The sequence below is a fragment of the Pseudomonas sp. PS02303 genome (assembly GCF_029959925.1).
Classification (GTDB): Bacteria; Pseudomonadota; Gammaproteobacteria; order Pseudomonadales; family Pseudomonadaceae; genus Aquipseudomonas; species Aquipseudomonas mandelii.
Window position 1 is genome coordinate 17619 of sequence record NZ_JASCOM010000005.1, and the last position, 24599, is coordinate 42217.

Annotated in this window: 20 protein-coding genes; 8 read left to right on the forward strand and 12 right to left on the reverse strand. The window is 58.9% G+C overall.

Features of this window, described 5'->3' with window-relative positions:
• Positions 1 to 4 precede the first annotated feature (4 nt).
• The 7 genes from greA to grpE form a co-directional block, all read right to left on the reverse strand.
• Positions 5 to 481, reverse strand: coding sequence for a transcription elongation factor GreA (greA, locus tag QMX98_RS02555; protein WP_010463507.1), 477 nt, complete (start codon positions 479 to 481; stop codon positions 5 to 7).
• Positions 478 to 3699 carry a carbamoyl-phosphate synthase large subunit gene (gene carB / locus QMX98_RS02560; RefSeq protein ID WP_010463509.1) on the reverse strand — a complete coding sequence of 1074 codons (3222 nt, stop codon included), beginning with the start codon at positions 3697 to 3699 and terminating at the stop codon, positions 478 to 480. Before carB ends, greA begins: the two co-directional genes overlap by 4 nt.
• Positions 3700 to 3819: 120 nt before the next feature.
• Positions 3820 to 4956 (reverse strand): glutamine-hydrolyzing carbamoyl-phosphate synthase small subunit, encoded by a 1137-nt coding sequence (gene carA, locus QMX98_RS02565; RefSeq protein WP_010463512.1) that lies wholly within the window; start codon positions 4954 to 4956, stop codon positions 3820 to 3822.
• A gap of 258 nt (positions 4957 to 5214) precedes the next feature.
• The gene (gene dapB, locus QMX98_RS02570; RefSeq protein WP_010463514.1) at positions 5215 to 6018 is read right to left on the reverse strand and encodes a 4-hydroxy-tetrahydrodipicolinate reductase; all 804 of its coding nucleotides are present in this window, start codon (positions 6016 to 6018) and stop codon (positions 5215 to 5217) included.
• A 10-nt stretch (positions 6019 to 6028) separates the two neighbouring features.
• Positions 6029 to 7153 carry a molecular chaperone DnaJ gene (gene dnaJ, locus QMX98_RS02575; RefSeq protein WP_010463516.1) on the reverse strand — a complete coding sequence of 375 codons (1125 nt, stop codon included), beginning with the start codon at positions 7151 to 7153 and terminating at the stop codon, positions 6029 to 6031.
• 297 nt (positions 7154 to 7450) lie between these two features.
• Positions 7451 to 9367 (reverse strand): molecular chaperone DnaK, encoded by a 1917-nt coding sequence (gene dnaK, locus QMX98_RS02580; protein WP_077747385.1) that lies wholly within the window; start codon positions 9365 to 9367, stop codon positions 7451 to 7453.
• A gap of 103 nt (positions 9368 to 9470) precedes the next feature.
• Entirely contained in the window at positions 9471 to 10037 is a 567-nt protein-coding gene (gene grpE / locus QMX98_RS02585; protein ID WP_077747384.1) for a nucleotide exchange factor GrpE, read from the reverse strand.
• 239 nt (positions 10038 to 10276) lie between these two features.
• On the opposite strand from grpE, the gene recN reads away from it, so the two are divergent.
• A complete protein-coding gene (gene recN / locus QMX98_RS02590; protein WP_282410205.1) occupies positions 10277 to 11950 on the forward strand; it encodes a DNA repair protein RecN in 1674 nt (557 codons plus the stop codon).
• A gap of 75 nt (positions 11951 to 12025) precedes the next feature.
• Here the strand turns inward: recN and fur are convergent, their stop codons facing one another.
• Positions 12026 to 12430 carry a ferric iron uptake transcriptional regulator gene (gene fur, locus QMX98_RS02595; RefSeq protein ID WP_003197684.1) on the reverse strand — a complete coding sequence of 135 codons (405 nt, stop codon included), beginning with the start codon at positions 12428 to 12430 and terminating at the stop codon, positions 12026 to 12028.
• A 97-nt stretch (positions 12431 to 12527) separates the two neighbouring features.
• Between fur and QMX98_RS02600 the strand changes: the two genes are divergently transcribed.
• On the forward strand, positions 12528 to 13055 hold the full coding sequence (locus tag QMX98_RS02600) for an outer membrane protein assembly factor BamE (protein ID WP_010463534.1): 528 nt from the start codon (positions 12528 to 12530) through the stop codon (positions 13053 to 13055).
• 61 nt (positions 13056 to 13116) lie between these two features.
• Here the strand turns inward: QMX98_RS02600 and QMX98_RS02605 are convergent, their stop codons facing one another.
• From QMX98_RS02605 to QMX98_RS02615, 3 genes are read right to left on the reverse strand one after another with little or no spacing between them, the layout of a single operon-like run.
• Positions 13117 to 13431 carry an RnfH family protein gene (locus QMX98_RS02605; protein ID WP_102593595.1) on the reverse strand — a complete coding sequence of 105 codons (315 nt, stop codon included), beginning with the start codon at positions 13429 to 13431 and terminating at the stop codon, positions 13117 to 13119.
• Positions 13424 to 13858 carry a type II toxin-antitoxin system RatA family toxin gene (locus QMX98_RS02610; protein WP_010463538.1) on the reverse strand — a complete coding sequence of 145 codons (435 nt, stop codon included), beginning with the start codon at positions 13856 to 13858 and terminating at the stop codon, positions 13424 to 13426. The genes QMX98_RS02605 and QMX98_RS02610 overlap by 8 nt, the downstream gene beginning before the upstream one ends.
• A gap of 7 nt (positions 13859 to 13865) precedes the next feature.
• Positions 13866 to 15269 carry a sodium-dependent transporter gene (locus QMX98_RS02615; RefSeq protein WP_010463541.1) on the reverse strand — a complete coding sequence of 468 codons (1404 nt, stop codon included), beginning with the start codon at positions 15267 to 15269 and terminating at the stop codon, positions 13866 to 13868.
• A 118-nt stretch (positions 15270 to 15387) separates the two neighbouring features.
• Between QMX98_RS02615 and smpB the strand changes: the two genes are divergently transcribed.
• The gene (gene smpB, locus QMX98_RS02620; RefSeq protein ID WP_282410206.1) at positions 15388 to 15870 is read left to right on the forward strand and encodes an SsrA-binding protein SmpB; all 483 of its coding nucleotides are present in this window, start codon (positions 15388 to 15390) and stop codon (positions 15868 to 15870) included.
• A 49-nt stretch (positions 15871 to 15919) separates the two neighbouring features.
• Here the strand turns inward: smpB and QMX98_RS02625 are convergent, their stop codons facing one another.
• Entirely contained in the window at positions 15920 to 16687 is a 768-nt protein-coding gene (locus QMX98_RS02625; protein ID WP_010463546.1) for a GntR family transcriptional regulator, read from the reverse strand.
• 262 nt (positions 16688 to 16949) lie between these two features.
• Here QMX98_RS02625 and QMX98_RS02630 point away from each other — a divergent pair, with 262 nt between their 5' ends.
• From QMX98_RS02630 to QMX98_RS02650, 5 genes are all read left to right on the forward strand, one after another.
• Positions 16950 to 18644: a lactate permease LctP family transporter gene (locus QMX98_RS02630; protein ID WP_077747381.1), complete on the forward strand. Its 1695-nt coding sequence runs from the start codon at positions 16950 to 16952 to the stop codon at positions 18642 to 18644.
• 151 nt (positions 18645 to 18795) lie between these two features.
• Entirely contained in the window at positions 18796 to 19620 is an 825-nt protein-coding gene (locus tag QMX98_RS02635) for a (Fe-S)-binding protein (RefSeq protein ID WP_010463550.1), read from the forward strand.
• Positions 19617 to 21071 (forward strand): LutB/LldF family L-lactate oxidation iron-sulfur protein, encoded by a 1455-nt coding sequence (locus tag QMX98_RS02640; RefSeq protein ID WP_010463552.1) that lies wholly within the window; start codon positions 19617 to 19619, stop codon positions 21069 to 21071. The genes QMX98_RS02635 and QMX98_RS02640 overlap by 4 nt, the downstream gene beginning before the upstream one ends.
• Positions 21071 to 21742 (forward strand): lactate utilization protein C, encoded by a 672-nt coding sequence (locus QMX98_RS02645; RefSeq protein ID WP_077747379.1) that lies wholly within the window; start codon positions 21071 to 21073, stop codon positions 21740 to 21742. The genes QMX98_RS02640 and QMX98_RS02645 overlap by 1 nt, the downstream gene beginning before the upstream one ends.
• Positions 21739 to 24549 carry an FAD-binding and (Fe-S)-binding domain-containing protein gene (locus QMX98_RS02650; protein ID WP_282410207.1) on the forward strand — a complete coding sequence of 937 codons (2811 nt, stop codon included), beginning with the start codon at positions 21739 to 21741 and terminating at the stop codon, positions 24547 to 24549. The genes QMX98_RS02645 and QMX98_RS02650 overlap by 4 nt, the downstream gene beginning before the upstream one ends.
• Positions 24550 to 24599: the final 50 nt, after the last annotated feature.

Genomic DNA, 24599 nt, shown 5'->3' on the forward strand with positions numbered 1-24599 from the left:
GCGTTTAGATGTGGCGTACTTCGACAATCTCGTACTCGATAACGCCGCCAGGCGTTTTCACGGCAACCACGTCACCCTCTTCCTTGGCAATCAAGGCGCGGGCCAGTGGTGAGCCCACCGAAATCTTGCCGAGTTTAAAGTCAGCCTCATCCTCACCCACAATGTGGTAAGTGACGCTTTCATCAGTCTCGACGTTGGCGATTTCAACGGTGGTACCGAAAATCACTTTGCCGGTGTGAGGAATGGTCGTGACGTCGATGATCACCTGATTCTGAATCCGGCCCTCGATGTCACGAATCCGCGCCTCGACCATCCCTTGCTGCTCACGGGCAGCGTGGTATTCGGCGTTTTCCTTCAAGTCACCCAACTCGCGGGCCGTGCCGATGTCCTGGCTGAGCTTCGGACGGACGACCTTGGTCAGGTGAGCGTGTTCTTCTTCCAGGGCTTTCGCGCCCTGGACGGTCATAGGGTACTTGATCATGCCTTCAATCCTGCGTGTAGATCCTGCAAGCGGCGTACGGTCTTCTCGGGACCGAACTTCAGCGCTTCGCAGATGGCTTCGCCAGCAGCAATAGTCGTGGTGCAGTAGATCTTGTGCTGCAGGGCATTACGACGAATGGAGTACGAATCAGCAATCGACTGACGACCTTCGGTGGTGTTGATGATCAGGGTGACTTCGTCATTCTTGATCATGTCGACCACGTGCGGACGACCTTCGGTCACCTTGTTCACACGGCGCACTTTCAGGCCTGCGGCTTCGATCAGCTTGGCAGTACCGGCAGTGGCGACCACTTCGAAGCCCAAGTTGATCAGATCACGGGCCACGCCTGCAACCAGTGGCTTATCGTCGTCACGCACGCTGATGAACGCGGTGCCGCCGGTCGGCAGCACTTCGCTGGCGCCCATTTGCGCCTTGGCGAACGCTTCGCCGAAGGTGTCACCCACGCCCATCACTTCACCGGTGGACTTCATCTCAGGGCCCAGGATCGGGTCCACACCAGGGAATTTGGCGAATGGGAACACCGCCTCTTTCACGCTGTAGAAGTTCGGGATGATTTCTTTGGTGAAGCCGATTTCTTTCAGGGTTTTACCGGCCATCACGCGTGCCGCGATCATGGCCAGGGAAACACCGATGCACTTGGACACGAACGGTACGGTACGGGAAGCGCGCGGGTTGACTTCGATGACGTAGATGTCTTCGCCTTGCAGAGCCAACTGCACGTTCATCAGACCGACAACGCCCAGTTCCAGGGCCATTTTCTTGACCTGTTCGCGCATCTCGTCCTGGATGTGCGCAGGCAGCGAGTACGGCGGCAGGGAGCACGCCGAGTCACCGGAGTGAACGCCGGCCTGCTCGATATGCTGCATGATCGCGCCGATCACCACGTCGGTGCCGTCGCAGACCGCATCCACGTCCATTTCGATGGCGCAGTTGAGGAAGTGGTCGAGCAGCACCGGGCTGTCGTTGGACACCTTCACCGCATCGCGCAGGTAGCGCTTGAGTTCTTCTTCTTCGTAGACGATTTCCATCGCACGACCGCCCAAAACATAGGACGGTCGAACCACCAGCGGGTAACCGATCTTGGCGGCAGCACGAATCGCTTCGTCTTCGCTACGCACGGTAGCGTTTGGCGGCTGACGCAGATTCAGGCGCTCAACCATCTGCTGGAAGCGCTCACGGTCTTCGGCACGGTCGATGGCGTCAGGGCTGGTGCCGATGATTGGCACGCCAGCTTCTTCCAGGGCGCGAGCCAGTTTCAGCGGGGTTTGGCCGCCGTACTGGACGATCACGCCTTTTGGCTTCTCGACGCGGCAGATTTCCAGCACGTCTTCCAGGGTCACCGGCTCGAAGTACAGGCGATCGGAGGTGTCGTAATCGGTCGAAACGGTTTCCGGGTTGCAATTGACCATGATGGTCTCGTAACCGTCGGCGCGCAGGGCAAGTGCCGCGTGTACGCAGCAGTAGTCGAACTCGATGCCTTGGCCGATGCGGTTAGGACCGCCGCCCAGGATCATGATCTTGTCGCGGCCCGTCGGTGCGGCTTCGCACTCTTCCTCGTAAGTCGAGTACATGTAGGCGGTGTCGGTGGCGAACTCGGCCGCGCAGGTGTCGACGCGCTTGTAGACCGGGAAGATTTCCAGCTTGTGACGGTGGCGACGCAGCGCCTTCTCGGTCACGCCCAGCAGCTTGGCCAGACGCATGTCGGAGAAGCCTTTGCGCTTGAGCTTGAACATCAAGTCGCGGTCGATGCTAGCCAGACCCAGGGTCTTGACCTTCTCTTCGTCCTTGATCAGGTCTTCGATCTGCACCAGGAACCACGGGTCGATCATGTTCATGCCGAAGATGTCTTCGACCGACAGACCGGCGCGGAACGCGTCAGCCACGTACCAGATACGCTCGGCACCCGGCACGGTCAGTTCGCGCTTGAGGATGCTCATGCTTTCCGGATTGCTCAGATCGAGCTTCTCGTCCAGGCCGCAAACGCCCACTTCCAGGCCGCGCAAAGCTTTCTGCAGGGATTCCTGGAAGGTCCGGCCGATCGCCATGACTTCACCGACCGACTTCATTTGAGTGGTCAGGCGCGCGTCGGCTTTCGGGAATTTCTCGAAGGCGAAGCGTGGCAACTTGGTCACGACGTAGTCAATGGACGGCTCGAAGGATGCAGGAGTAGCGCCGCCGGTGATTTCGTTCTGCAGTTCGTCCAGGGTGTAGCCGATCGCCAGCTTGGCAGCGATACGCGCAATCGGGAAACCAGTGGCTTTCGAGGCCAGTGCCGAAGAGCGGGATACACGCGGGTTCATCTCGATGACTACCATGCGGCCAGTGTCCGGGCAGATGCCGAACTGGACGTTGGAGCCGCCGGTTTCCACGCCGATCTCGCGCAGTACCGCCAGAGAGGCGTTACGCATGATCTGGTATTCCTTGTCCGTCAGGGTTTGTGCCGGAGCAACGGTGATCGAGTCACCGGTGTGCACGCCCATCGGGTCAAAGTTTTCGATGGAGCAGACGATGATGCAGTTGTCCTTCTTATCGCGGACAACCTCCATCTCATACTCTTTCCAGCCGATCAGGGATTCATCGATCAGCAGTTCCTTGGTCGGCGACAGGTCGAGACCGCGGGCGCAGATTTCTTCGAACTCTTCGCGGTTGTAAGCGATACCGCCACCGGTGCCGCCCATGGTGAAGGACGGACGGATGATGCACGGGAAGCCAAGCTTCTCGAGCACTGCGTTGGCCTCTTCCATGCTGTGGGCGATACCCGAACGCGGGCAGTCCAGGCCGATGGATTTCATCGCCTTGTCGAAGCGCGAACGGTCTTCGGCCTTGTCGATGGTGTCAGCGTTGGCACCGATCATCTCTACGCCGAACTTCTCCAGAACGCCTTCGCGCTCCAGGTCCAGGGCGCAGTTCAGAGCAGTCTGGCCACCCATGGTCGGCAGCAGCGCGTCCGGACGCTCTTTCTCGATGATCTTGGCAACGGTCTGCCATTTGATCGGCTCGATGTAGGTGGCGTCGGCCATATCCGGGTCGGTCATGATGGTCGCTGGGTTGGAGTTCACCAGGATGACGCGGTAACCCTCCTCGCGCAGGGCTTTGCAGGCCTGGGCGCCGGAGTAGTCGAATTCGCAGGCCTGGCCGATCACGATCGGGCCAGCGCCGAGAATCAGGATGCTTTTAATGTCTGTACGTTTTGGCATGGGTTTGTCACTCAAATCCGCAGGTCAGTCGGCAAGCCGTCTTGTTCAATCTGTGAAGCCTTGAGGGGGCCGCCGATGTTCGGGACCGCCCCTCAAGCTTTGCAACATCAAGGCGAGCGATTAGCGTCGCTTGGCCATTTCGTTGATGAAGCGATCGAACAATGGCGCTACGTCGTTCGGGCCAGGGCTGGCTTCAGGGTGACCCTGGAAGCTGAAGGCGCTTTTGTCGGTACGCTCGATGCCTTGAAGGGTACCGTCGAACAGCGATTTGTGAATCGCGCGGACGTTGGCCGGCAGGGTCGCTTCGTCTACCGCAAAACCGTGGTTCTGGCTGGTGATCATCACTACACCGGTATCCAGATCCTGGACCGGGTGGTTGGCACCGTGGTGGCCGTGGCCCATTTTCAGGGTCTTGGCACCGGAGGCTAGGGCCAGCAGCTGGTGACCGAGGCAGATGCCGAAGACCGGAATCTCGGTTTCGAGCACGTCCTTGATCGCCTGGATCGCGTAGTCGCAAGGCTCCGGGTCACCAGGGCCGTTGGACAGGAACACGCCGTCCGGCTTCATCGCCAGAACGTCAGCGGCTGGAGTCTGGGCCGGCACCACGGTCACGCGGCAACCGCGTTCGACCAGCATGCGCAGGATGTTCAGCTTGACGCCGTAGTCGTAGGCAACCACGTGGTAGGGCAGCTCGGAGGCTTCGATGGTCGCGTGGCTGTCGGTTTTCAGATCCCAGACAGTCGAGCGCCACTCGTATTGCTCTTTGGTGCTGACGACTTTCGCCAGGTCCATGCCTTTGAGGCCAGGGAAACCCTGGGCGGCGGCGATGGCGGCTTCTTCGGAGATGTTGTCACCTGCCATGATGCAGCCGTTCTGCGCACCTTTTTCACGCAAAATGCGTGTCAGGCGGCGAGTATCGATACCGGCGATTGCCACTACGTTGTTGGCTTTCAGGTAGTCGGACAGGGACATCGTGTTACGCCAGTTGCTCGCAACCAGTGGCAGGTCACGGATGACCAGGCCAGCGGACCATACGCGGTCGGACTCGGCGTCTTCCGGCGTTGTGCCGGTGTTGCCGATGTGCGGGTAAGTCAGGGTAACGATCTGTTGGGCGTAGGAAGGATCGGTAAGGATTTCCTGATAGCCGGTCATGGCGGTGTTGAATACCACCTCACCAACGGTTTGACCGTCGGCTCCAATTGCTTCGCCGCGAAAAATGCTGCCATCAGCAAGGGCGAGTATGGCTGGCTTAGTCAAGAAGACCTCCCGTAAATAAAGCCTGAAAGGGCGATCGCAGGTGTAAAAAAGCGGAGTGACGTATGGACACGTCACCCCGCTCATTCACTGAATTATTCTGCGCGCTTTTAGTGAACACACTAAAGCTGTAGCTTACAGAAAAAGGCATTTTCGGTCTACCGCCAATGAGCCTTAAAGGCCGGAGAATGCGACAGGACGTCGCTTGACGGAGTAAAACCGGGCTCAAACGCCGTGTTCGAACCCGATTTCAGGCACTTCTTAACGCAGGTCGAGCACGTCTTGCATGTCATAAAGACCCGGCTCGCGCCCATCCAGCCACAAGGCGGCACGTACTGCACCCTTGGCAAAGGTCATGCGACTGGACGCTTTATGCGTGATCTCGACACGTTCACCATCAGCGGCGAACAGCACAGTGTGATCACCGACGATGTCACCGGCACGCACCGTGGCGAAGCCGATGGTTTCGCGAGCGCGGGCGCCGGTCTGGCCTTCACGACCGTAAACCGCCACCTTCTTCAGATCACGCCCCAGCGCATCGGCAATCACTTCACCCATGCGCACGGCAGTACCGGACGGCGCATCGACTTTATGCCGATGATGGGCTTCAGTGATTTCGATATCGACATCATCACCCAGCACCCGGGCGGCGGTGTCGAGCAGCTTCAGGCAAAGATTAACGCCGACGCTGAAGTTGGCCGCGAAGACAATCGGAATGTCCTTGCCCGCTTCCGCCAGCAACTGCTTCTCCTCAACACTGAAACCGGTGGTACCGATGATCATCGCCTTGTGATGCTTGCGGCAGAACGCGAGGTTCTTCAGCGTCACCGTCGGGTGCGTGAAGTCGATCAGCACGTCGAACTCGTCGACCACGCGATCCAGATCACCCGACAGCGGCACACCGATACGACCCAACGCAGCCAGTTCGCCGGCATCTGCGCCGACCAGCGAGCTGTCCGGACGATCAATGGCCGCCGTCAGACCCGCGCCCTGCTGTTGCTGCACGGCCTCGATCAGGGTTTTGCCCATGCGCCCGGCGGCGCCCATCACTGCAATACGTCGCATGCCTGTCTCCTTACAAATCGCCGAAGAAGCGCTTCACGCCTTCGAACCAACCGGTGGTTTTCGGCGAATGGCTGTTGTCATCCGCCAGCGAGCTGCGGAACTCTTCCAGCAATTCGCGCTGACGACGACCCAGGTTGACCGGAGTTTCGACCGCCACACGGCACATCAAGTCACCGGCTCCACCGCCACGCACAGGCGCAACGCCTTTGCCGCGAACACGGAACTGCTTGCCGGTCTGGGTCCCTTCAGGGATTTTCAGTTTGACTCGACCATCAAGGGTCGGAATCTCCAGCTCGCCGCCCAGTGCAGCATCAACAAAACTGATCGGCACTTCGCAGAACAGGTGCTTGCCGTCGCGCTGGAAGATCGCGTGCTCGCGCACATTGATCACCACGTACAGATCGCCCGTCGGTCCACCCTGCGCACCCGCCTCGCCTTCGCCGGACAGACGAATGCGATCACCGGTATCCACACCGGCCGGCACTTTCACCGAGAGGGTTTTGTACTCTTCGACACGGCCTTCGCCGTTACAGGAGTTGCACGGGTCGGAAATGATCTTGCCCTGGCCATGGCAACGCGGGCAGGTCTGCTGCACCGAGAAGAAGCCCTGCTGCATGCGCACCTGGCCAATACCGCCGCATGTCGGACAGGTCACTGGCGAGGAGCCTTTCTTGGCACCCGAGCCGTCGCAGGGCTTGCAGTTGACCAGTGTCGGAACGCGGATATTCACGGTCGTGCCGCGCACCGCTTCTTCCAGGTTCAGCTCCAGGGTATAACGCAAGTCGCTGCCACGCTGAGCGCCGCCACGGGCACCGCCGCGACCACCACCGAAGAAGTCACTGAAGACATCACCAAAGATGTCGGAGAAGTTCTGACCGCCAAATCCGGCACCGCCGCCACCCATGCTCGGGTCGACGCCGGCATGACCGTACTGGTCGTAGGCCGCGCGCTTGCTGGAATCGGACAGTACTTCGTAGGCCTCGTTGGCCTCCTTGAACATCTCTTCCGACGCTTTGTCATCGGGATTACGGTCCGGGTGATGCTTCATCGCCAGGCGACGGTAGGCCTTTTTCAGGTCTGCTTCGCTTGAACCACGCTCAACACCCAATATTTCGTAATAGTCACGCTTTGCCATAAGTCTTTGCACTCTTAAGGACGTCCGGCAAACCCCTCCTGAGCCTCGCCAAACTCGTTGAGCCCCAATACAGGCCCGGACCCAACTCACGTCAATTCAACGATCCTGGTCTTTGATTCAATGCGGTACTTTCAGCTCGAGAAGCAGGAGCATTCCCGGCCATACCGCCAGCATTCGAGCGTTGTCGCATGCTGTAAAAATTCGCTAACTCCAGACACGCCAACGCGGGAGCAAGCTCCCGCGCGGCGACATCCTACCAGTCACCGCCAGAAGGCAGTCAACCGGGCGACCAACAACTTACTTGTGGTCTTTGACTTCTTCGAACTCAGCATCAACAACGTCGTCGGCTTTTTCGGCTTTTTCGTCGTTAGGTGCCGCGCCTTCGGCAGGCTGGGCCTGTTCGGCGTACATCTTCTGCGCCACTGGTGCGGAGACTTTGGACAACTCTTCAACCTTGGCTTCGATTGCAGCCTTGTCGTCGCCTTTGACAGCGGCTTCCAGAGCAACAACAGCGGCTTCGATTGCAGTCTTCTCTTCAGCCGTCACTTTATCGCCGGCGTCAGCGACCATTTTGCGAGTCGAGTGAACCAGTGCATCGCCCTGGTTGCGGGCTGCGGCCAGCGCTTCGAACTTGCTGTCTTCTTCGGCGTTGGCTTCAGCATCGCGAATCATCTGCTGAATCTCTTCCTCGGACAGACCGGAGTTGGCCTTGATCACGATCGACTGAGTCTTGCCGGTGGCCTTGTCTTTGGCGCCTACGTGCAGGATGCCGTTGGCGTCGATGTCGAAGGTCACTTCAATTTGTGGCACGCCACGTGGTGCTGGTGGAATCTCGGCCAGGTCGAACTTGCCCAGGGACTTGTTCTGTGCCGCTTGCTTACGCTCACCTTGCAGCACGTGAATGGTCACGGCGCCCTGGTTGTCGTCGGCAGTCGAAAACACTTGCGATTTCTTGGTAGGAATCGTGGTGTTTTTCTCGATCAGCGCGGTCATCACGCCACCCATGGTTTCGATACCCAGGGTCAGCGGGCTGACGTCGAGCAGCAGAACGTCTTTCACGTCACCGGCCAGTACGGCACCCTGGATAGCAGCACCCATGGCAACGGCTTCGTCCGGGTTCACGTCTTTACGTGCTTCTTTACCGAAGAACTCGGTCACCAACTTCTGAACCAGTGGCATACGGGTCTGACCGCCCACCAGGATCACGTCGTTGATGGCGCCAACGTCGATACCGGAGTCTTTCAGCGCGATGCGGCAAGGTTCGATGGTGCGCTGAACCAGGTCTTCTACCAGCGCTTCGAGCTTGGCGCGGGAGATTTTCACGTTCAAGTGCTTAGGACCGGTGGCGTCTGCAGTGATGTACGGCAGGTTCACATCAGTCGACATGCTCGAGGACAGTTCGATCTTGGCTTTTTCAGCGGCTTCTTTCAGGCGCTGCATGGCCAGCGGGTCACCTTTGAGGTTCATGCCGCTTTCTTTCTTGAATTCGTCGACGAGGTAGTCGATCAGACGAATGTCAAAGTCTTCACCGCCCAGGAAAGTGTCACCGTTGGTGGCCAATACTTCGAACTGGTGCTCGCCATCGACTTCAGCGATTTCGATCACGGAAACGTCGAAGGTACCACCGCCCAAGTCGTAAACGATCACGGTGTGATCGCCCTTCGCCTTGTCCATACCGTAGGCCAGAGCGGCCGCGGTTGGTTCGTTGATGATACGTTTTACGTCCAGGCCAGCAATACGGCCGGCGTCTTTGGTGGCTTGACGCTGGCTGTCGTTGAAGTAAGCCGGAACGGTGATGACCGCTTCGGTCACTGGCTCGCCGAGGTAGTCTTCGGCGGTCTTCTTCATTTTCTTCAGAATTTCAGCCGAGATCTGTGGCGGCGACATTTTCTGGCCGTTCACTTCTACCCATGCGTCGCCGTTGTCAGCCTTGGCGATTTTGTACGGGACCATCTTGATGTCTTTCTGTACGACTTCTTCGTCAAACTTACGACCGATCAGACGCTTCACCGCGTACAGGGTGTTATGCGGATTGGTCACAGCTTGACGCTTGGCGGACTGACCAACCAGGATTTCGCCGTCGTTGGCGTAAGCGATGATCGACGGCGTGGTACGCGCGCCTTCAGCGTTTTCGATAACTTTGGCTACGCCGTTTTCAAGCACGGAGACGCAGGAGTTGGTAGTCCCCAGGTCGATACCGATAATTTTGCCCATGTTTATTCTCCCGAAACTTTTGGATTTGGTTGCCGCAGCAGTGGTGGCTAACTGCGGTAGCACTTAAACGCTTGACTTCTAAATGGGGGCCTTGTGGCTAATTTCAAGCCTGCTCATCAATAGAAGGCGAAACTGGCGCAGGGGCCTTGCTCACCACAACCATGGCCGGGCGCAGCAGACGACCGTTGAGCTGATACCCTTTCTGGAACACCTTGAGCACGCTGTTCGGCTCAACGTCGGCGCTTTCCTGCATGGCCATTGCCTGGTGCTGAACGGCATTGAACGGCTCGCCATGCGGATCGATCACTTCCAACTGATAACGCTTCAGGGTGTCCTGGAACATTTTCAGGGTCAGCTCGATGCCTTCGCGCATTGGGCGGATGCTTTCGTCATCCGGGTTGGACAACTCCAGGCCACGCTCCAGGCTGTCGATGATCGGCAACAAATCGCCAGCAAATTTTTCCAGGGCGAATTTGTGCGCTTTTTCTACGTCCTGCTCGGCTCGACGGCGGACGTTCTGCAGATCAGCCGCTACACGCAAAGCTTGATCATGAGCGCCAGCCAATTGCTCCTCGAGCACTTGTACGCGAGCCGCCAGTTCATCACCCGAATCCGGGGCAGCCTGATCGGCGTCTAGATTTTGCGTATCCACTGTCTGTTCGTCAGCCATAGAATTCTCCTTTCAATAACGTCCGCGAGCTCAACTCGCGCTTCTGTCCCGGTATATGGGGCCGCAAAAATCAGCTTCAAGGGGCGGGTTGCGATTAACCCTACAAAAAACGCTGCATTGTGATTACTCGACGACCAGGCATTTCGTCAGACCGAGGCGATCGAGCACTTCAGGGGCATTGTCAGCCGCAAATAAAACACTGTATAAATAACCAGACCTAAAGCCTGGGAGCGGCCTTTATGCTGGTGCACCTGTCCGTACATAACTACGCCATCGTTGAACATCTCGATCTCGAGCTCGATCGCGGGATGAGCGTGATAACCGGGGAAACCGGTGCCGGCAAGTCGATCATGCTCGACGCCCTCGGCCTGACCCTGGGCGACCGTGCCGACAGCGGCGTGGTCCGTCCCGGCGCCGACAAGGCCGACATCCTTGCAACCTTCGACCTGGTCGACATCCCGGAAGCCAGCGCCTGGCTGGCAGAGCGCGACCTGGAAAGCGACGGCCCGTGCATCTTGCGACGGGTCATCACCGCCGAAGGACGCTCTCGTGGCTATATCAACGGCACGCCCTGCCCGCTCGGCGACCTCAAAGCCCTCGGCGAACTGCTGATCGATATCCACAGCCAGCACGAACACCAATCCCTGCTCAAGACCGACACTCACCGCCGCTTGCTCGACGAATACGCCGGCGCCACTGATCTTGCCCGCCAGGTACATCTGGCCGCCCAACGCTGGCGCCAGACTCGCCAGGAGCTGGAGCGCCTCTCCAATTCCGGCGACGAGCAGCGCGCTCGCCATCAATTGCTCAGCTATCAGCTCGAAGAGCTGGAAAACCTCGGCCTCGGCGAAAACGAGCTGGAACACCTGGAACAGGAGCACAAGAACCTCACCAACGCAGAAACCCTGCTGGGTATCTGTCGGCAAGTGGTCGAGCAATGCAGCGAAAGTGATTCCGGGAATGTCCTGAACGCGCTGACCGCCAGCCTCAATCGTCTATCGAGCGTCAATAACTCGATCGGCGCACTGGGTGAAGCCAGCAGCCTGCTGACCAGCGCACAGATACAGGTCGAAGAAGCCGTGGGCGAGCTCAACCGCTTTCTCGACAACTTCGACGCCGACCCGGCACGCCTTCAATACCTGGAAGAACGCCTGGATGCGATCTACACCATGGCGCGCAAGCACCGCATCCAGCCGACCGAAGTCGCCGAGATGCAGCAGCGCTTGCTGGATGAAATCGAAACCCTGAACGCCAACGATGAATCCATCGAGCGACTGAGCGATGAGCTGGCTTCTTATGCCCGTCATTATCAGGAGAAGGCTCGAGAACTAAGCGACCTGCGCCATCGAGCCTCGAACAGCCTGGCCAGCGCCGTGGAACAGGAAATCCAGCGACTGGGCATGCCCGGCGGGCGCTTCACTATCGAATTACGTCCTAACAGCAGCGACGAACTGCTGCCTAATGGACTGGAGCAGGTCGAGCTGCTGGTCAGCGCCAACCCGGGTCAGCCATTAAAAGCCTTGGCCAAAGTGGCCTCGGGTGGCGAACTGTCACGGATCAGCCTGGCTATTCAGGTGATCACCGCACAGACCTCACGTGTGCCGACACTTGTATTCGATGAAGTGGACGTGGGCATCGGAGGCCCCACCGCCGAAATCGTTGGCCAACTGCTACGTCGCCTCGGTGAACGCGGGCAGGTGCTGACGGTGACCCACTTGCCGCAAGTGGCCGCCCAGGGCCATCAACATCTATTCGTGCACAAGGTGCGCGGCGAAGAGGCGACCCACACGGCTGTTTCCAAACTGAGCAAGAATGATCGCGTCGAAGAAGTAGCGCGGATGCTGGGTGGCATCGATCTGACCAAGGAATCCCTGGCTCACGCGAAAAAAATGGTCGTCACCGCAAAAATTTAAGGACGGCAGAAAGCACGAAGGCGACCCTTGGGTCGCCTTCGCTCGTTTCGCGAATGTAAAATTCGCGCGACATGCTTACTTTTTCTTGCGCACGTACAGCACCAGATTGTGATCAACCATCTCGAAGCCGTACTTATCGACGATGGCTTTCTGCAGACGCTCGATTTCTTCGTCGAAGAATTCGATCACTTCGCTGGTTTCGACGTTGACCATATGGTCGTGATGCTTGCCGTCATCCAGCTCGAAGACCGCATGGCCTCCGTCGAAGTTGTGCCGCACCACAAGGCCAGCTGCCTCGAACTGAGTCAGTACACGGTAAACCGTGGCCAGACCGACGTCCTCACCAGCCTCCATCAGCGCCTTGTAAACATCCTCGGCACTCATGTGGCGTTGCTCGGCGGAATCGAGCATTTGCAGAATTTTGACCCGTGGAAGGGTCACTTTGAGGCCGGCTTTGCGTAGTTCGCTATTTTCAACCATGGTCAGCTTTCTCGCGATGCTGCTTCGCAGCTTCTCTTAATGCGGGTATGATCGGCGTTTACGTTGTCCCAGCCAAGATAGTGGAAGTCGCCCACCGATGCAAAACACCAAGCTCTTGCTAACCAGTTTCACCTTTGTGGGACTGCTCGCACTCGCCGGTTGTTCATTCCCCGGGGTTTACAAAATCGACATCCAGCAGGGCAATGTCGTCACGCAGGACATGATAAACCAGTTACGCCCGGGAATGACCCGTAAGCAAGTACGGTTTATCATGGGCAACCCTCTGCTGACCGACACGTTCCATGCCGATCGCTGGGATTATCTGTACAGCCTGCAACCGGGTGGCGGTGAACGCCAACAGGAACGCATTAGCGTTATCTTCAACCCAAATGACCAACTTGTCAGCCTCTCTGGTGATTTCATGCCAGGCGTGAGCCGCGACGAAGCCATTCTCGGCAAGGACAGTGGCACAACAGTCACTGCACCAGCAGAAAACGCCGAGAAGCCGAAACCGGAAAAACCGGTCAAGCCAGGCTCGTTGCTGGACCAGATCCAGAAGGACGTAGACGGTGTAGAAACCGTTCCGGTCCCGACGCCAGAACCGCTGGAAACGTCGCCGCAATAATTTGCGACGCAATAAAAAACCCGGCATGTCCGGGTTTTTTATTGTCTGGCGCTTGGGCGGCTTACTGATTCCGGGCCTTGGCCTCAGCAGCCTTGGCGGCACGCAGCCGACGAACCTCTTTCGGATCTGCCAGCAATGGCCGGTAAATCTCGATGCGATCACCCGCCTGGACAGGACGAGTGTCCGCATCCGTAATTACTTTACCGAAGATCCCCACCGGGCAATGGGTCAGATCCAGCTCCGCGAAGGTCTCGCCAACGCCTGACGCCAGCAAAGCCGCGCGCACCGTCGTTCCTGCTGGCACCGACACTGCGAGAAGCACCTGACGATCAACTGCGGCGTAGACCACCTCGACGTCAACCTTCGACTCAACCATGCATTTGTTTGGCGCGCTGGCAAAACGCGTCCACCAACGTGTTTGCGGCCTGATTGAACAGCGGCCCCAAGGTTGCGCGAACAATCGGCCCGGCGTAATCGAAGGACAGGTCCAGACTGATCTTGCAGGCCTTTTCGCCCAACGGCTTGAACACCCAAATGCCATGCAACTGGGTGAAAGGTCCTTCCTCGAGGTTCATCTCGATCGAATGGCCGGGCACTAAAGTGTTTCTGGTAACAAAATGCTGACTCAACCCACCCTTGGCCACGCCCACGCTGGCACGCATGTGCTCGGGAGTGCTTTCCAGCACTTCAGCGGTGGAACACCACGGCAGAAATTCCGGGTAACGCGCCACGTCGTTGACCAGGTCATACAGTGCTTGCGCCGGGTAAGGCAGCAGAGCCGAACGTTGAATGTGTGTCGTCATGTCAGCGTCACTTCCACAGCTGTGCGGCAAACACTACGAGAATGCCGATGGGCGCCACATAGCGCATCAAGAACAAGGACAGGGCGAACAGCGCAGGGTTGCGGACCGACAACTCGTCGCGCACCGCTTCACGCCCCATCACCCAGCCCGCAAACACCACGAAACACAAACCACCGAGTGGCAACATGATCCGCGACGTGAAGAAATCGATCACGCCAAAGAAGTCCAGGCCACCTGCCGCACCCCATTGATAGAGATGGAACATCCCGCCTTCGTTCACGAAAAATTTGGCTTCCTTCCAGATATTGAAGGAAAACACCGTGCCCAACCCCACGAACCAGCAGATAAACGCCAGCCAGAAAGTCACCCAGGCGCGACTGACTTTCGTACGCTCGACCAGGTAAGCCACCATCGGCTCGAGCAGGGAAATCGCCGAGCTCCAGGCAGCCACCGCGACCAGTACGAAGAACACTACGCCCATCAACTGGCCGAACGCTACGTTACCGAAGGCGAACGGCAGGCTGACAAACATCAGGCCCGGGCCTTCGCTCGGGTTCAAGCCCGCAGCGAACACAATCGGAAACAATGCCAGACCAGCCACCAGGGAAACGAAGGTGTCGAGCAGCGCCACGCCGACCACGGTGCCGGAGATCGACGAATGCTTGGGCATGTAAGCGCCGTAAATCATGATCGAACCAACGCCCACACTCAGGGAGAAGAACGCGTGCCCCATGGCCGGCAACAAGCCGTCGAGGACTTTTTCCGGGTGGAAGTCGAACATGAAGTGCACGCCTTCCATGAAATGACCGGTGGTCATGCTGTAGCCCAGCAGCACCAGAATCATCACGAAAAGCAGCGGCATCATGATCCGCAGGCTGCGTTCAAGCCCGGCGACCACGCCTTTGGCGATGACGACGGCAGACAGCAGCATGAAAATCGTGTGCCAAAGTGTCAGGCGCCACGGATCGGCGATCACATTGCCAAAGTACGCGCCGACCTGATCGGGCGTTGCTCCCTGGAAGTCGCCACGGCCCATGTCGATGATGTAATCCAGCGACCAGCCGCCGACCACACTATAGAAAGACAGGATCAGCAACGCCGTGATCATCCCGGCGAATGCGCCCCAGGACCACTTGCCCGAATGCCCTGCTTCCACCGCCAGCACCTTCAAGGCGTTGGCCGGGCTCTGCCGCGCGCGGCGGCCGATCAGGGTTTCGGCCAGCATGACCGGCACGCCGATCAGCGCGATACAGGCCAGGAACATCAGCACGAAGGCGCCGCCGCCGTAGACGCCGACCATGTACGGGAATTTCCAGATACTACCCAGGCCCACGGCCGAACCGGTCGCGGCGAGTATGAAGACCCAGCGGCTAGCCCAACTGCCGTGGACAGAAACCTTGTCTGTCGACATCGTTATCACGCCCAAGCGTTCAAAAAAGAGGCCGCATTGTCCGGGATTCAATCAACCTGCTCAAGCACGTAGCGATACCGTAGCCGACTCGCGTGCAACTCCCTATAATGCCGCCCCTATGGCTAAACAGAAGAAACACCCAAAAGGGACCATCGCGCAAAACAAAAAGGCGCGACACGATTACTTCATCGAGCATAAGTTCGAGGCTGGTCTGGTCCTGGCCGGCTGGGAAGTAAAAAGTCTGCGGGCAAGCAAGCTGCAACTGGTTGACAGTTACGTGCTGCTCAAGGATGGCGAAGCCTGGCTGCTCGGCAGCCACATTACGCCGCTGATGACCGCCAGCACCCACGTCATCGCTGATCCGACCCGCACCCGCAAATTGTTGCTCAACCGCCGCGAGCTTGAAAAGCTGGCCGCCGCCGTGCAGCAAAAAGGCTATGCCTGCGTGTGCCTGTCCTGGTACTGGAGCAAGCACATGGTCAAGTGCGAGATCGCTCTGGGCAAGGGCAAGAAGGAATACGACAAGCGTGATACCGAACGCGAACGCGACGCCGGTCGCGAGTTGCAGCGTGCGGTGCGCAACAAGGGCAAGGAAGATTAATCTTTCGGTCTGATGATCGTTCCCACGCGGAGCGTGGGGACGATCATGGCTACATCCCCTTGCGCCGCTCCGCCCGGGCCATGCGCTGCACTTCCTGACGCACTTCTTCCAGCACTTCCTGCACATACAAAATATGTCGGCTGGAGACTTCCCGCGCCTGTTCCGCCCGCCCTTCGATAATCGCCAGGTACAGCTCCCGATGTTGCGTGATCAGCATGTCGCGGGTTTCCGTGCGCTGCTTGTACATGCCGCCAATGTTGGTCACCACGTTGCGCTTGAGCAGATCGAACAGCCCGCGAATGGTGTGCAGCAACACAGCGTTGTGACTGGCTTCGGCAATCGCCAAGTGAAATTTCGCATCCGCCGCGCCCTCTTCCGCCCGGCTCACCTCATCGTGACGCGTGTAGCAGTCCTGCAATTCATTGAATGCCGCCGTCAGCCGCTCGCGATCGACATCCGTGGCGCGCAGTGCCGCGTAATAGGCGCAGGACGCCTCCAGCGTATGGCGAAACTCCAGCAGATCGCGCTGGGCTTCCGGGTTGCTTTCCAGCAGATGCAACAGCGGATCGCTGAAGGTCGAACCCAGCGACTCCACCACATAATTGCCGCCGCCCTGGCGACTGACCAACAAGCCTTTGGCCGCCAGTTTCTGAATCGCCTCGCGCAACGAGGGGCGTGACACGCCGAACTGCTCGGCCAACGCGCGCTCGGCCGGCAAGCGCTCGCCAGACTTCAACGTGCCTTCGAGGATCATCCCCTCGAGTTGCTCGACAATATCGTCAGACAAACGGCGCTGACGAATCTGATCAAACCCCATAACTCAATTCTCCACGGTCCCGACGGCTCGCCGGGCCCTCTATTCTGGCCTATCGGCGCTGTGCCAGCACCTACCAGACGGCATTTGTTAAAGCGGATCACGCCCACTATTCAGCACTTATTCGACAAAAGTTTTAGGGCGACAAATTGACACACCGCATACAAGGCTTTTACCCTAGCCAACAGCGATTGTAAATTGGTATTACCAATTATCCAAGAACGCTGACCAGTGCCTGACCAACAACAATTAGGGGCCACCCCATATGCAAACCTGGCAACAGCTCTATACCCCGCTCGGCAGCCTTGGCGTTTCCGCGCTCGCGGCCGTTATTCCCATCGTGTTTTTCTTCCTGGCGTTGGCGGTGTTCCGCCTCAAAGGCCATGTGGCCGGCAGCATCACCCTGGCGTTGTCCATCGCCGTTGCGATCTTTGCCTTCCAGATGCCGGTCGATATGGCCTTCGCCGCCGCAGGCTATGGCTTTGCCTACGGTCTGTGGCCGATTGCCTGGATCATTGTCGCGGCCGTGTTCCTCTACAAACTGACGGTCAAGAGTGGTCAGTTCGAAGTGATCCGCAGCTCGGTATTGTCGATCACCGACGACCAGCGTTTGCAGGTGCTGCTGATCGGTTTCTGCTTCGGCGCGTTCCTGGAAGGTGCCGCAGGTTTCGGTGCACCGGTAGCGATTACCGCCGCGCTGCTTGTAGGACTGGGCTTCAACCCACTGTACGCCGCTGGCCTGTGCCTGATCGCCAACACCGCGCCAGTGGCTTTCGGTGCCCTGGGGATTCCGATCATCGTGGCCGGGCAAGTGACCGGCATTGACGCGTTCAAGATCGGCGCCATGACCGGCCGCCAACTGCCGTTGCTGTCGCTGTTCGTGCCGTTCTGGCTGGTGTTCATGATGGACGGCCTGCGCGGCGTTCGGGAAACCTGGCCTGCTGCGCTGGTGGCCGGCTTGAGCTTTGCCATCACCCAATACTTCACGTCGAACTTCATCGGCCCTGAGTTGCCGGACATCACCTCGGCCCTGGCCAGCCTGATTTCCCTGACGCTGTTCCTGAAAGTCTGGCAGCCAAAACGCGCCGCCGGCCAACACATCGCCGGTGCCGTCTCGGCCTCCGTTGTGACCGCCAGCGCCGGTGGTTTCGGCCAGCCGCGCACCAGCGTGGCGTCGCCTTACAGCCTGTTCGAAATCGTCAAAGCCTGGTCGCCGTTCCTGATCCTCACCGTGCTGGTCACCATCTGGACCCTGAAACCGTTCAAGGCCATGTTCGCCGCCGGCGGTTCGATGTACAGCTGGGTGTTCAACTTCGCCATCCCGCACCTGGATCAGATGGTGATCAAGGTCGCACCGATCGTGACTGCGCCGACTGCCATTACAGCGGTGTTCAAACTCGATCCGATTTCCGCGACCGGCACGGCGATTTTCTTCTCCGCGCTGATCTCGATGCTGGTGCTGAAGATCAACATCAAAACTGGTCTTACCACTTTGAAAGAGACCTTCTACGAGCTGCGCTGGCCGATTCTGTCGATCGGCATGGTGTTGGCGTTCGCCTTCGTCACCAACTACTCGGGCATGTCTTCGACCATGGCACTGGTATTGGCAGGCACTGGCGCGGCATTCCCGTTCTTCTCGCCATTCCTCGGCTGGTTGGGCGTGTTCCTGACCGGGTCCGATACCTCGTCCAACGCGCTGTTCAGTTCGTTGCAAGCAACCACCGCGCACCAGATCGGCGTGAGCGATGTGCTGTTGGTGGCGGCAAACACCAGCGGCGGCGTGACCGGCAAGATGATCTCGCCGCAATCGATCGCCGTGGCCTGCGCCGCCACCGGTCTGGTGGGCAAGGAATCGGACCTGTTCCGCTTCACCCTCAAGCACAGCCTGTTCTTTGCAACCATCGTCGGCCTGATCACCTACATTCAGGCCTACTGGCTCACTGGCATGTTGGTGCACTAGGGACTACAAGCCACATCGAAAAAACCGACGCCGGACCACGATTCCGGCGTCAGCTATTCACAACCCGGTCTGTAAGGCTGCTGAAAGTTTCCCTCTCTATATTCAGCAGCCTCAGCAGACGGATAACCGGGTCCACCCGGAGACACGCCTGATGAGCGAGCTTTTTTACAACGCCGTGCCGAATGCGACCCGCGTCGCCCCGCCACTGCCCGAGCCTCGGCAATACCCCAGCGAGAAACCGTCACGGGTCTACCTGTTCGGGACCTGCGTGGTGGACTTGTTCTACCCCGAGGCCGGGATGGACGCGATTCACTTGCTGGAACGCGAAGGTATCCGTGTCGAGTACCCGCAAGGGCAGAGCTGCTGCGGACAACCGGCCTACACCTCGGGTTACACCGAGCAGGCAAGGACCGTGGCGCGCTCGCAACTGGCGCTGTTCGCCGGGGATTACCCGGTGGTGGTGCCGTCGGGATCCTGTGCCGGGATGTTGCGCGAACACTACGCCGACTTGTTCAAGGACGAGCCGCAGACGCTGAAGCAGGTTCAGGCGCTGGCGGCCCGGACTTACGAACTGGCCGAGTTCCTGCTGTTTGTCTGCAAGGTGCAGCTCAAGGACGGCGGCGAGCCGGTAAAAGTGGCGTTGCACACCTCGTGTTCGGCACGGCGTGAAATGAACACCCACTTGCACGGTCGCGAGTTGTTGTCGCAACTGAGCAATGTGGAGCGAGTCGACCACAGCCACGAAAGTGAATGCTGTGGCTTTGGTGGAACGTTCAGCGTCCGTATGCCAGATATTTCCGGCGCGATGGTGGCTGACAAGACAAGGTCGTTGAAGGAATCCGGCGCACACAAGGTCCTCAGTGCCGATTGTGGTTGCCTGATGAACATCAACGGCTCGCTGGAGAAACAGAAGGAAGCGTTGCGCGGCCAACACCTGGCCAGTTTCCTTTGGCAGCGAACCGGAGGTGTTCTATGAACGCTTCCGCGATTATTCCTACGGTTGCCGTGGAAGAAGACTTTCGCACCCGGGCTCACAAGGCATTGGGTGACAAGCAGCTGCGAAACAACTTTCGTACTGCGATGGATTCTCTGATGACAAAACGGGCAGCGTCCTTCAGCGATGCCCATGAAAGAGAACATTTACGAGCGCTGGGCAATGCTGTCCGTGCCCGTGCGTTATCCAAGTTGCCCGACCTGCTCGAGCAGCTGGAACAGAACCTGACCCGCAACGGTGTGACAGTGCACTGGGCGGAAACGGTGGACGAGGCCAATGGCATCGTCCTCTCGATCATCCGCGCTCACGAGGGGCGGCAAGTGATCAAGGGCAAATCGATGGTCAGCGAAGAGATGGAGATGAACCATGTCCTCGAAGCTCAAGGCATTGAATGCCTGGAGTCGGACATGGGGGAGTACATCGTCCAGCTCGATCACGAAAAGCCTTCACACATTATTATGCCGGCGATCCACAAGAATGCCGGTCAGGTCGCGTCCTTGTTCCACGACAAACTTGGCGTGGAATACACCAAGGACGTTGACCAACTCATTCAGATCGGTCGCAAAGTCTTGCGACAGAAATTCTTCGAAGCGGACATTGGCGTTTCTGGCGTCAACTTCGCCGTGGCCGAAACCGGCACCTTGCTGCTGGTGGAAAACGAAGGCAACGGCCGCATGACCACCACGGTGCCGCCAGTGCACATCGCGGTGACCGGCATCGAAAAAGTCGTGGAAAACCTGCGCGACGTGGTCCCGCTGCTGTCGCTGTTGACCCGCTCGGCCCTCGGCCAGCCGATCACCACCTACGTCAACATGATCTCCGGCCCGCGCAAGGAACATGAACTCGACGGTCCGCAGGAAGTGCATCTGGTCCTGCTCGACAACGGTCGCAGCCAGGCCTTCGCCGACAGCGAATTGCGCCAGACCCTGAACTGCATCCGCTGCGGTGCTTGTATGAATCATTGCCCGGTGTACACCCGAATTGGCGGTCACGCCTATGGGGAGGTTTACCCTGGGCCAATCGGAAAAATCATCACCCCGCACATGGTCGGCCTGGCGAACGTCCCGGACCATCCGAGCGCATCGTCGCTCTGCGGTGCTTGCGGTGAAGTTTGCCCGGTAAAAATTCCGATCCCGGCACTGCTGCGTCGCCTGCGGGAAGAGAACGTCAAAGCCCCGGACAGTGCGCATCAAGTCATGCGCGGTCAGGGCAGCAAATATTCGCGCAAGGAACGTTTTATCTGGAACGCCTGGGCCAGACTCAACAGCTCGCCGACGCTGTATCGTCTGTTCGGCTTTGTCGCCACACGTCTGCGTGCCCTGGCACCGAACAATGTTGGCCCGTGGACGCAAAACCACAGCGCACCGAAACCCGCTGCCCGCTCACTGCATGACATGGCCCGTGAGCATCTGGCCAAACAGGGAGATCGTTGATGAGCGCCAAGCAAAACATCCTCGCCAAGCTACGGAAAAGTCTGACAGGCACCACGCCCGTGCCCGACGAATTCGACGTCGAGCTGGTGACTGCGCCTTACACCTACACCGCCGAGCAACGCATCCCGCAATTGCGCAAACTGATGGAAGCGGTGCACACCGAGATCCACCTCACGTCCGGCGAAGGTTGGCCGGCGCTGCTCGCACAGTTGTTGCGAGACCGTCAGTTGCCGAGCTTGTTGATCGCGCCGACTACGCCTCATGGGCAACGCGTCACTCAACACTGGGCGAACAATCCTGATCTGCCTACACTCAAGTCCTACGACCGTCCGGTTGAAGAGTGGAAAGCCGAGCTGTTCAACGACACCCCGGCCAGCCTGACCACCACCCTCGGCGCAATTGCCGCCACCGGAAGTCTGATTCTCTGGCCAACACGGGAGGAACCGCGCTTGATGAGCCTGGTTCCGCCCGTGCATTTTGCCCTGCTGAAGGCCAGTGAAATTCGCGACAACTTCTATCAGGTCCAACAGGAATTCAACTGGGCGCAAGGCATGCCGACCAACGCGCTGCTGGTGTCCGGCCCGTCGAAAACGGCCGACATCGAGCAAGTCCTGGCCTACGGTGCGCACGGTCCGAAAGACCTGGTGGTTTTGATTCTGGAGGACCAATGACTCTACCGGCGGCTTTCCTGCGAGATGCGCAGCAACTGGTCCCCCAAGAGCGACGCTTCGACGACCCATTGTCGACATTGGCCTTCGGCACCGACGCCAGTTTTTATCGACTGATTCCGAAACTAGTGATCCGTGTCGAGTCCGAAGACGAAGTGGTGGCGCTGCTGAAACTGGCGCAACGTGACCAGGTCCCGGTGACCTTCCGTGCGGCTGGTACCAGCCTATCCGGCCAGGCCATCAGCGATTCGGTGCTGATCGTGCTTGGGGATAACTGGAACGGTCGCGAGATCCGTGGCCAAGGCACGCAAATCCGCCTGCAACCGGGCGTGATCGGCGCGCAGGCCAACGCCTGGCTGGCACCGTTCGGGCGCAAGATTGGTCCAGATCCGGCCTCGATCAACGCCTGCAAAATTGGCGGTATCGTAGCCAACAACGCCAGCGGCATGTGCTGCGGCACCGCGCAGAACACCTACCACACGCTGGCCGGTATTCGTCTGGTCCTGGCCGACGGCAGCCGTCTCGATACCGAAGATCCGGCGAGCGTTACCGCGTTTCACCAGAGCCACGCCGCGCTGCTTGAACGTCTGGCGACATTGGGCCGCGAAACCCGCGCCAATGCCGAACTGGCTGCGAGAATCCGCCACAAGTACCGCCTGAAAAATACCACCGGCCTGTCACTCAATGCGCTGGTGGATTTTGACGAGCCTGTGGATATCTTGAGCCATTTGCTGGTGGGCTCCGAAGGCACGCTCGGCTTCATCAGCGCGGTGACCTACGACACGGTCATCGACCACCCGAACAAGGCTTCGGCGCTGATCGTGTTTCCGGATGTGGAGACCTGCTGCAACGCCGTCACCGTGCTGAAAAGCCAGCCGGTGTCCGCCGTGGAACTGCTGGACCGTCGCAGCCTGCGCTCGGTGCAGGACAAACCCGGCATGCCCGCTTTCGTACAACAGCTGTCGAACAATGCCTGCGCCTTGCTGATCGAATCCCGCGCCGCATCGTCCACTTTGCTACAGGAACAACTGGCGCAGATCATGGCGTCGTTGACTTCTTTCCCGGTGGAAAAACAAGTCGACTTCACCGAGGACCCCGTGGAAAACGCTCGACTCTGGGCGATCCGCAAAGACACCTTCCCTGCCGTCGGTGCGGTGCGCAAAACCGGCACCACAGTGATCATCGAAGACGTGACGTTTCCGGTGGAACAGCTGGCCATTGGCGTTAACCGCCTGATCGAGCTGTTCGACAAACACCACTACGACGAGGCGATCCTCTTCGGCCATGCCCTGGAAGGCAATCTGCACTTCGTCTTCACCCAAGGCTTCAACAACCCGGAAGAAGTCGCACGCTACCAGGCATTCATGGACGACGTGGCGCAGTTGGTGGCGGTGGAGTTTGGCGGATCGTTGAAGGCCGAGCACGGCACCGGCCGCAACATGGCGCCCTTTGTCGAGCTGGAATGGGGCAGCGATGCCTATCAACTGATGTGGCAACTCAAACGGCTGCTCGACCCTAATGGCATCCTCAACCCGGACGTGGTGCTCAGCGAAGATCCGCAGATCCACCTCAAGCACCTGAAACCGCTGCCGGCCGCCGACGAGATTGTGGATAAGTGCATCGAGTGCGGTTTCTGCGAACCGGTCTGCCCGTCGAAAGGACTGACCCTGAGCCCGCGCCAGCGCATCGTGATCTGGCGCGATATTCAGGCGAAGAAACGCGCAGGCGTCGACACCGCCGAACTTGAAGCCGCCTACGAATACCAAGGCATCGACACCTGCGCCGCCACCGGTTTGTGTGCGCAACGTTGCCCTGTAGGCATCAACACCGGCGAGCTGGTGAAAAAGCTTCGCGGCCGCAAGGCGACGCATACGAAAACCGCCAACTGGCTTGAAGGCAATTTCGCCACGGCACTGCAAGGCGCGCGTTTCACCCTGCATGTCGCTAACGGTGCGCGGATGCTGCTGGGCGCACCGCGCCTGGCGAAGCTGTCGGCGACGTTGACCAAGTTGTCCAAAGGTCAGGTCCCGCAATGGACCAACGCTATGCCGCAGCCAGAAAAAGCCATTCGTTTCAGCCCGGTCGTATCGGACCAACGCCCTCGTGTGGTGTATCTGGCGGCGTGCGTCTCGCGGGTCATGGGCCCGGCGGCGGGTGATAAAGAGCAGATGTCGCTGTACGACAAAACCCGTGGGCTGCTGGAAAAAGCCGGTTACCAGGTCGTCTTTCCCGACAATCAGGACAGCCTCTGCTGCGGTCAGCCATTTGCCTCCAAAGGTTATGCGGAACAGGCCGAGCACAAACGTCAGGAACTGATCGGCGCATTGCTGCACGCCAGTCGTGGCGGGCTCGATCCGATCTATTGCGACACCAGCCCGTGCACGTTACGGCTGGTTCAGGATTTGGGCGAAGTCCGACTCGACCTTTACGACCCGGTGCGATTCATCCGTACGCATTTGATGGATCGCCTGGAGTTCACACCGCAGGAAGCGCCGATCGCGGTGCACGTCACTTGCAGCACCCAGCACCTTGGCGAGAGTCAGGCGCTGATTGATCTGGCGCGAAAATGCAGCAAAAACGTGGTCATTCCAGAGGGCATTCACTGCTGTGGTTTTGCAGGGGACAAGGGCTTCACCACCCCCGAACTGAACGCTCACTCACTGCGCAGCTTGAAAGACGCCGTGCAGTTCTGCGCAGAAGGCATTTCCACCAGCCGCACCTGCGAAATCGGCCTGAGCCAACATGGCGGGATCGACTATCACGGTCTGGTTTACTTGGTGGATCGTGTGACGCAAGTGCGGCCGGCTTGAGGGTGCTTTGGTGAAAACGGGGCGATTTCGCCCCTGTTCCATGCACTGCT

Bases quoted from the DNA above. Each gene is read 5' to 3' on its own strand.
- greA (WP_010463507.1), bottom strand. From the start codon at position 481: ATGATCAAGTACCCTATGACCGTCCAGGGCGCGAAAGCCCTGGAAGAA.
- carB (WP_010463509.1), bottom strand. From the start codon at position 3,699: ATGCCAAAACGTACAGACATTAAAAGCATCCTGATTCTCGGCGCTGGC.
- dapB (WP_010463514.1), bottom strand. From the start codon at position 6,018: ATGCGACGTATTGCAGTGATGGGCGCCGCCGGGCGCATGGGCAAAACC.
- dnaJ (WP_010463516.1), bottom strand. From the start codon at position 7,153: ATGGCAAAGCGTGACTATTACGAAATATTGGGTGTTGAGCGTGGTTCA.
- dnaK (WP_077747385.1), bottom strand. From the start codon at position 9,367: ATGGGCAAAATTATCGGTATCGACCTGGGGACTACCAACTCCTGCGTC.
- grpE (WP_077747384.1), bottom strand. From the start codon at position 10,037: ATGGCTGACGAACAGACAGTGGATACGCAAAATCTAGACGCCGATCAG.
- recN (WP_282410205.1), top strand. From the start codon at position 10,277: ATGCTGGTGCACCTGTCCGTACATAACTACGCCATCGTTGAACATCTC.
- fur (WP_003197684.1), bottom strand. From the start codon at position 12,430: ATGGTTGAAAATAGCGAACTACGCAAAGCCGGCCTCAAAGTGACCCTT.
- QMX98_RS02600 (WP_010463534.1), top strand. From the start codon at position 12,528: ATGCAAAACACCAAGCTCTTGCTAACCAGTTTCACCTTTGTGGGACTG.
- QMX98_RS02605 (WP_102593595.1), bottom strand. From the start codon at position 13,431: ATGGTTGAGTCGAAGGTTGACGTCGAGGTGGTCTACGCCGCAGTTGAT.
- QMX98_RS02610 (WP_010463538.1), bottom strand. From the start codon at position 13,858: ATGACGACACACATTCAACGTTCGGCTCTGCTGCCTTACCCGGCGCAA.
- QMX98_RS02615 (WP_010463541.1), bottom strand. From the start codon at position 15,269: ATGTCGACAGACAAGGTTTCTGTCCACGGCAGTTGGGCTAGCCGCTGG.
- smpB (WP_282410206.1), top strand. From the start codon at position 15,388: ATGGCTAAACAGAAGAAACACCCAAAAGGGACCATCGCGCAAAACAAA.
- QMX98_RS02625 (WP_010463546.1), bottom strand. From the start codon at position 16,687: ATGGGGTTTGATCAGATTCGTCAGCGCCGTTTGTCTGACGATATTGTC.
- QMX98_RS02630 (WP_077747381.1), top strand. From the start codon at position 16,950: ATGCAAACCTGGCAACAGCTCTATACCCCGCTCGGCAGCCTTGGCGTT.
- QMX98_RS02635 (WP_010463550.1), top strand. From the start codon at position 18,796: ATGAGCGAGCTTTTTTACAACGCCGTGCCGAATGCGACCCGCGTCGCC.
- QMX98_RS02640 (WP_010463552.1), top strand. From the start codon at position 19,617: ATGAACGCTTCCGCGATTATTCCTACGGTTGCCGTGGAAGAAGACTTT.
- QMX98_RS02645 (WP_077747379.1), top strand. From the start codon at position 21,071: ATGAGCGCCAAGCAAAACATCCTCGCCAAGCTACGGAAAAGTCTGACA.
- QMX98_RS02650 (WP_282410207.1), top strand. From the start codon at position 21,739: ATGACTCTACCGGCGGCTTTCCTGCGAGATGCGCAGCAACTGGTCCCC.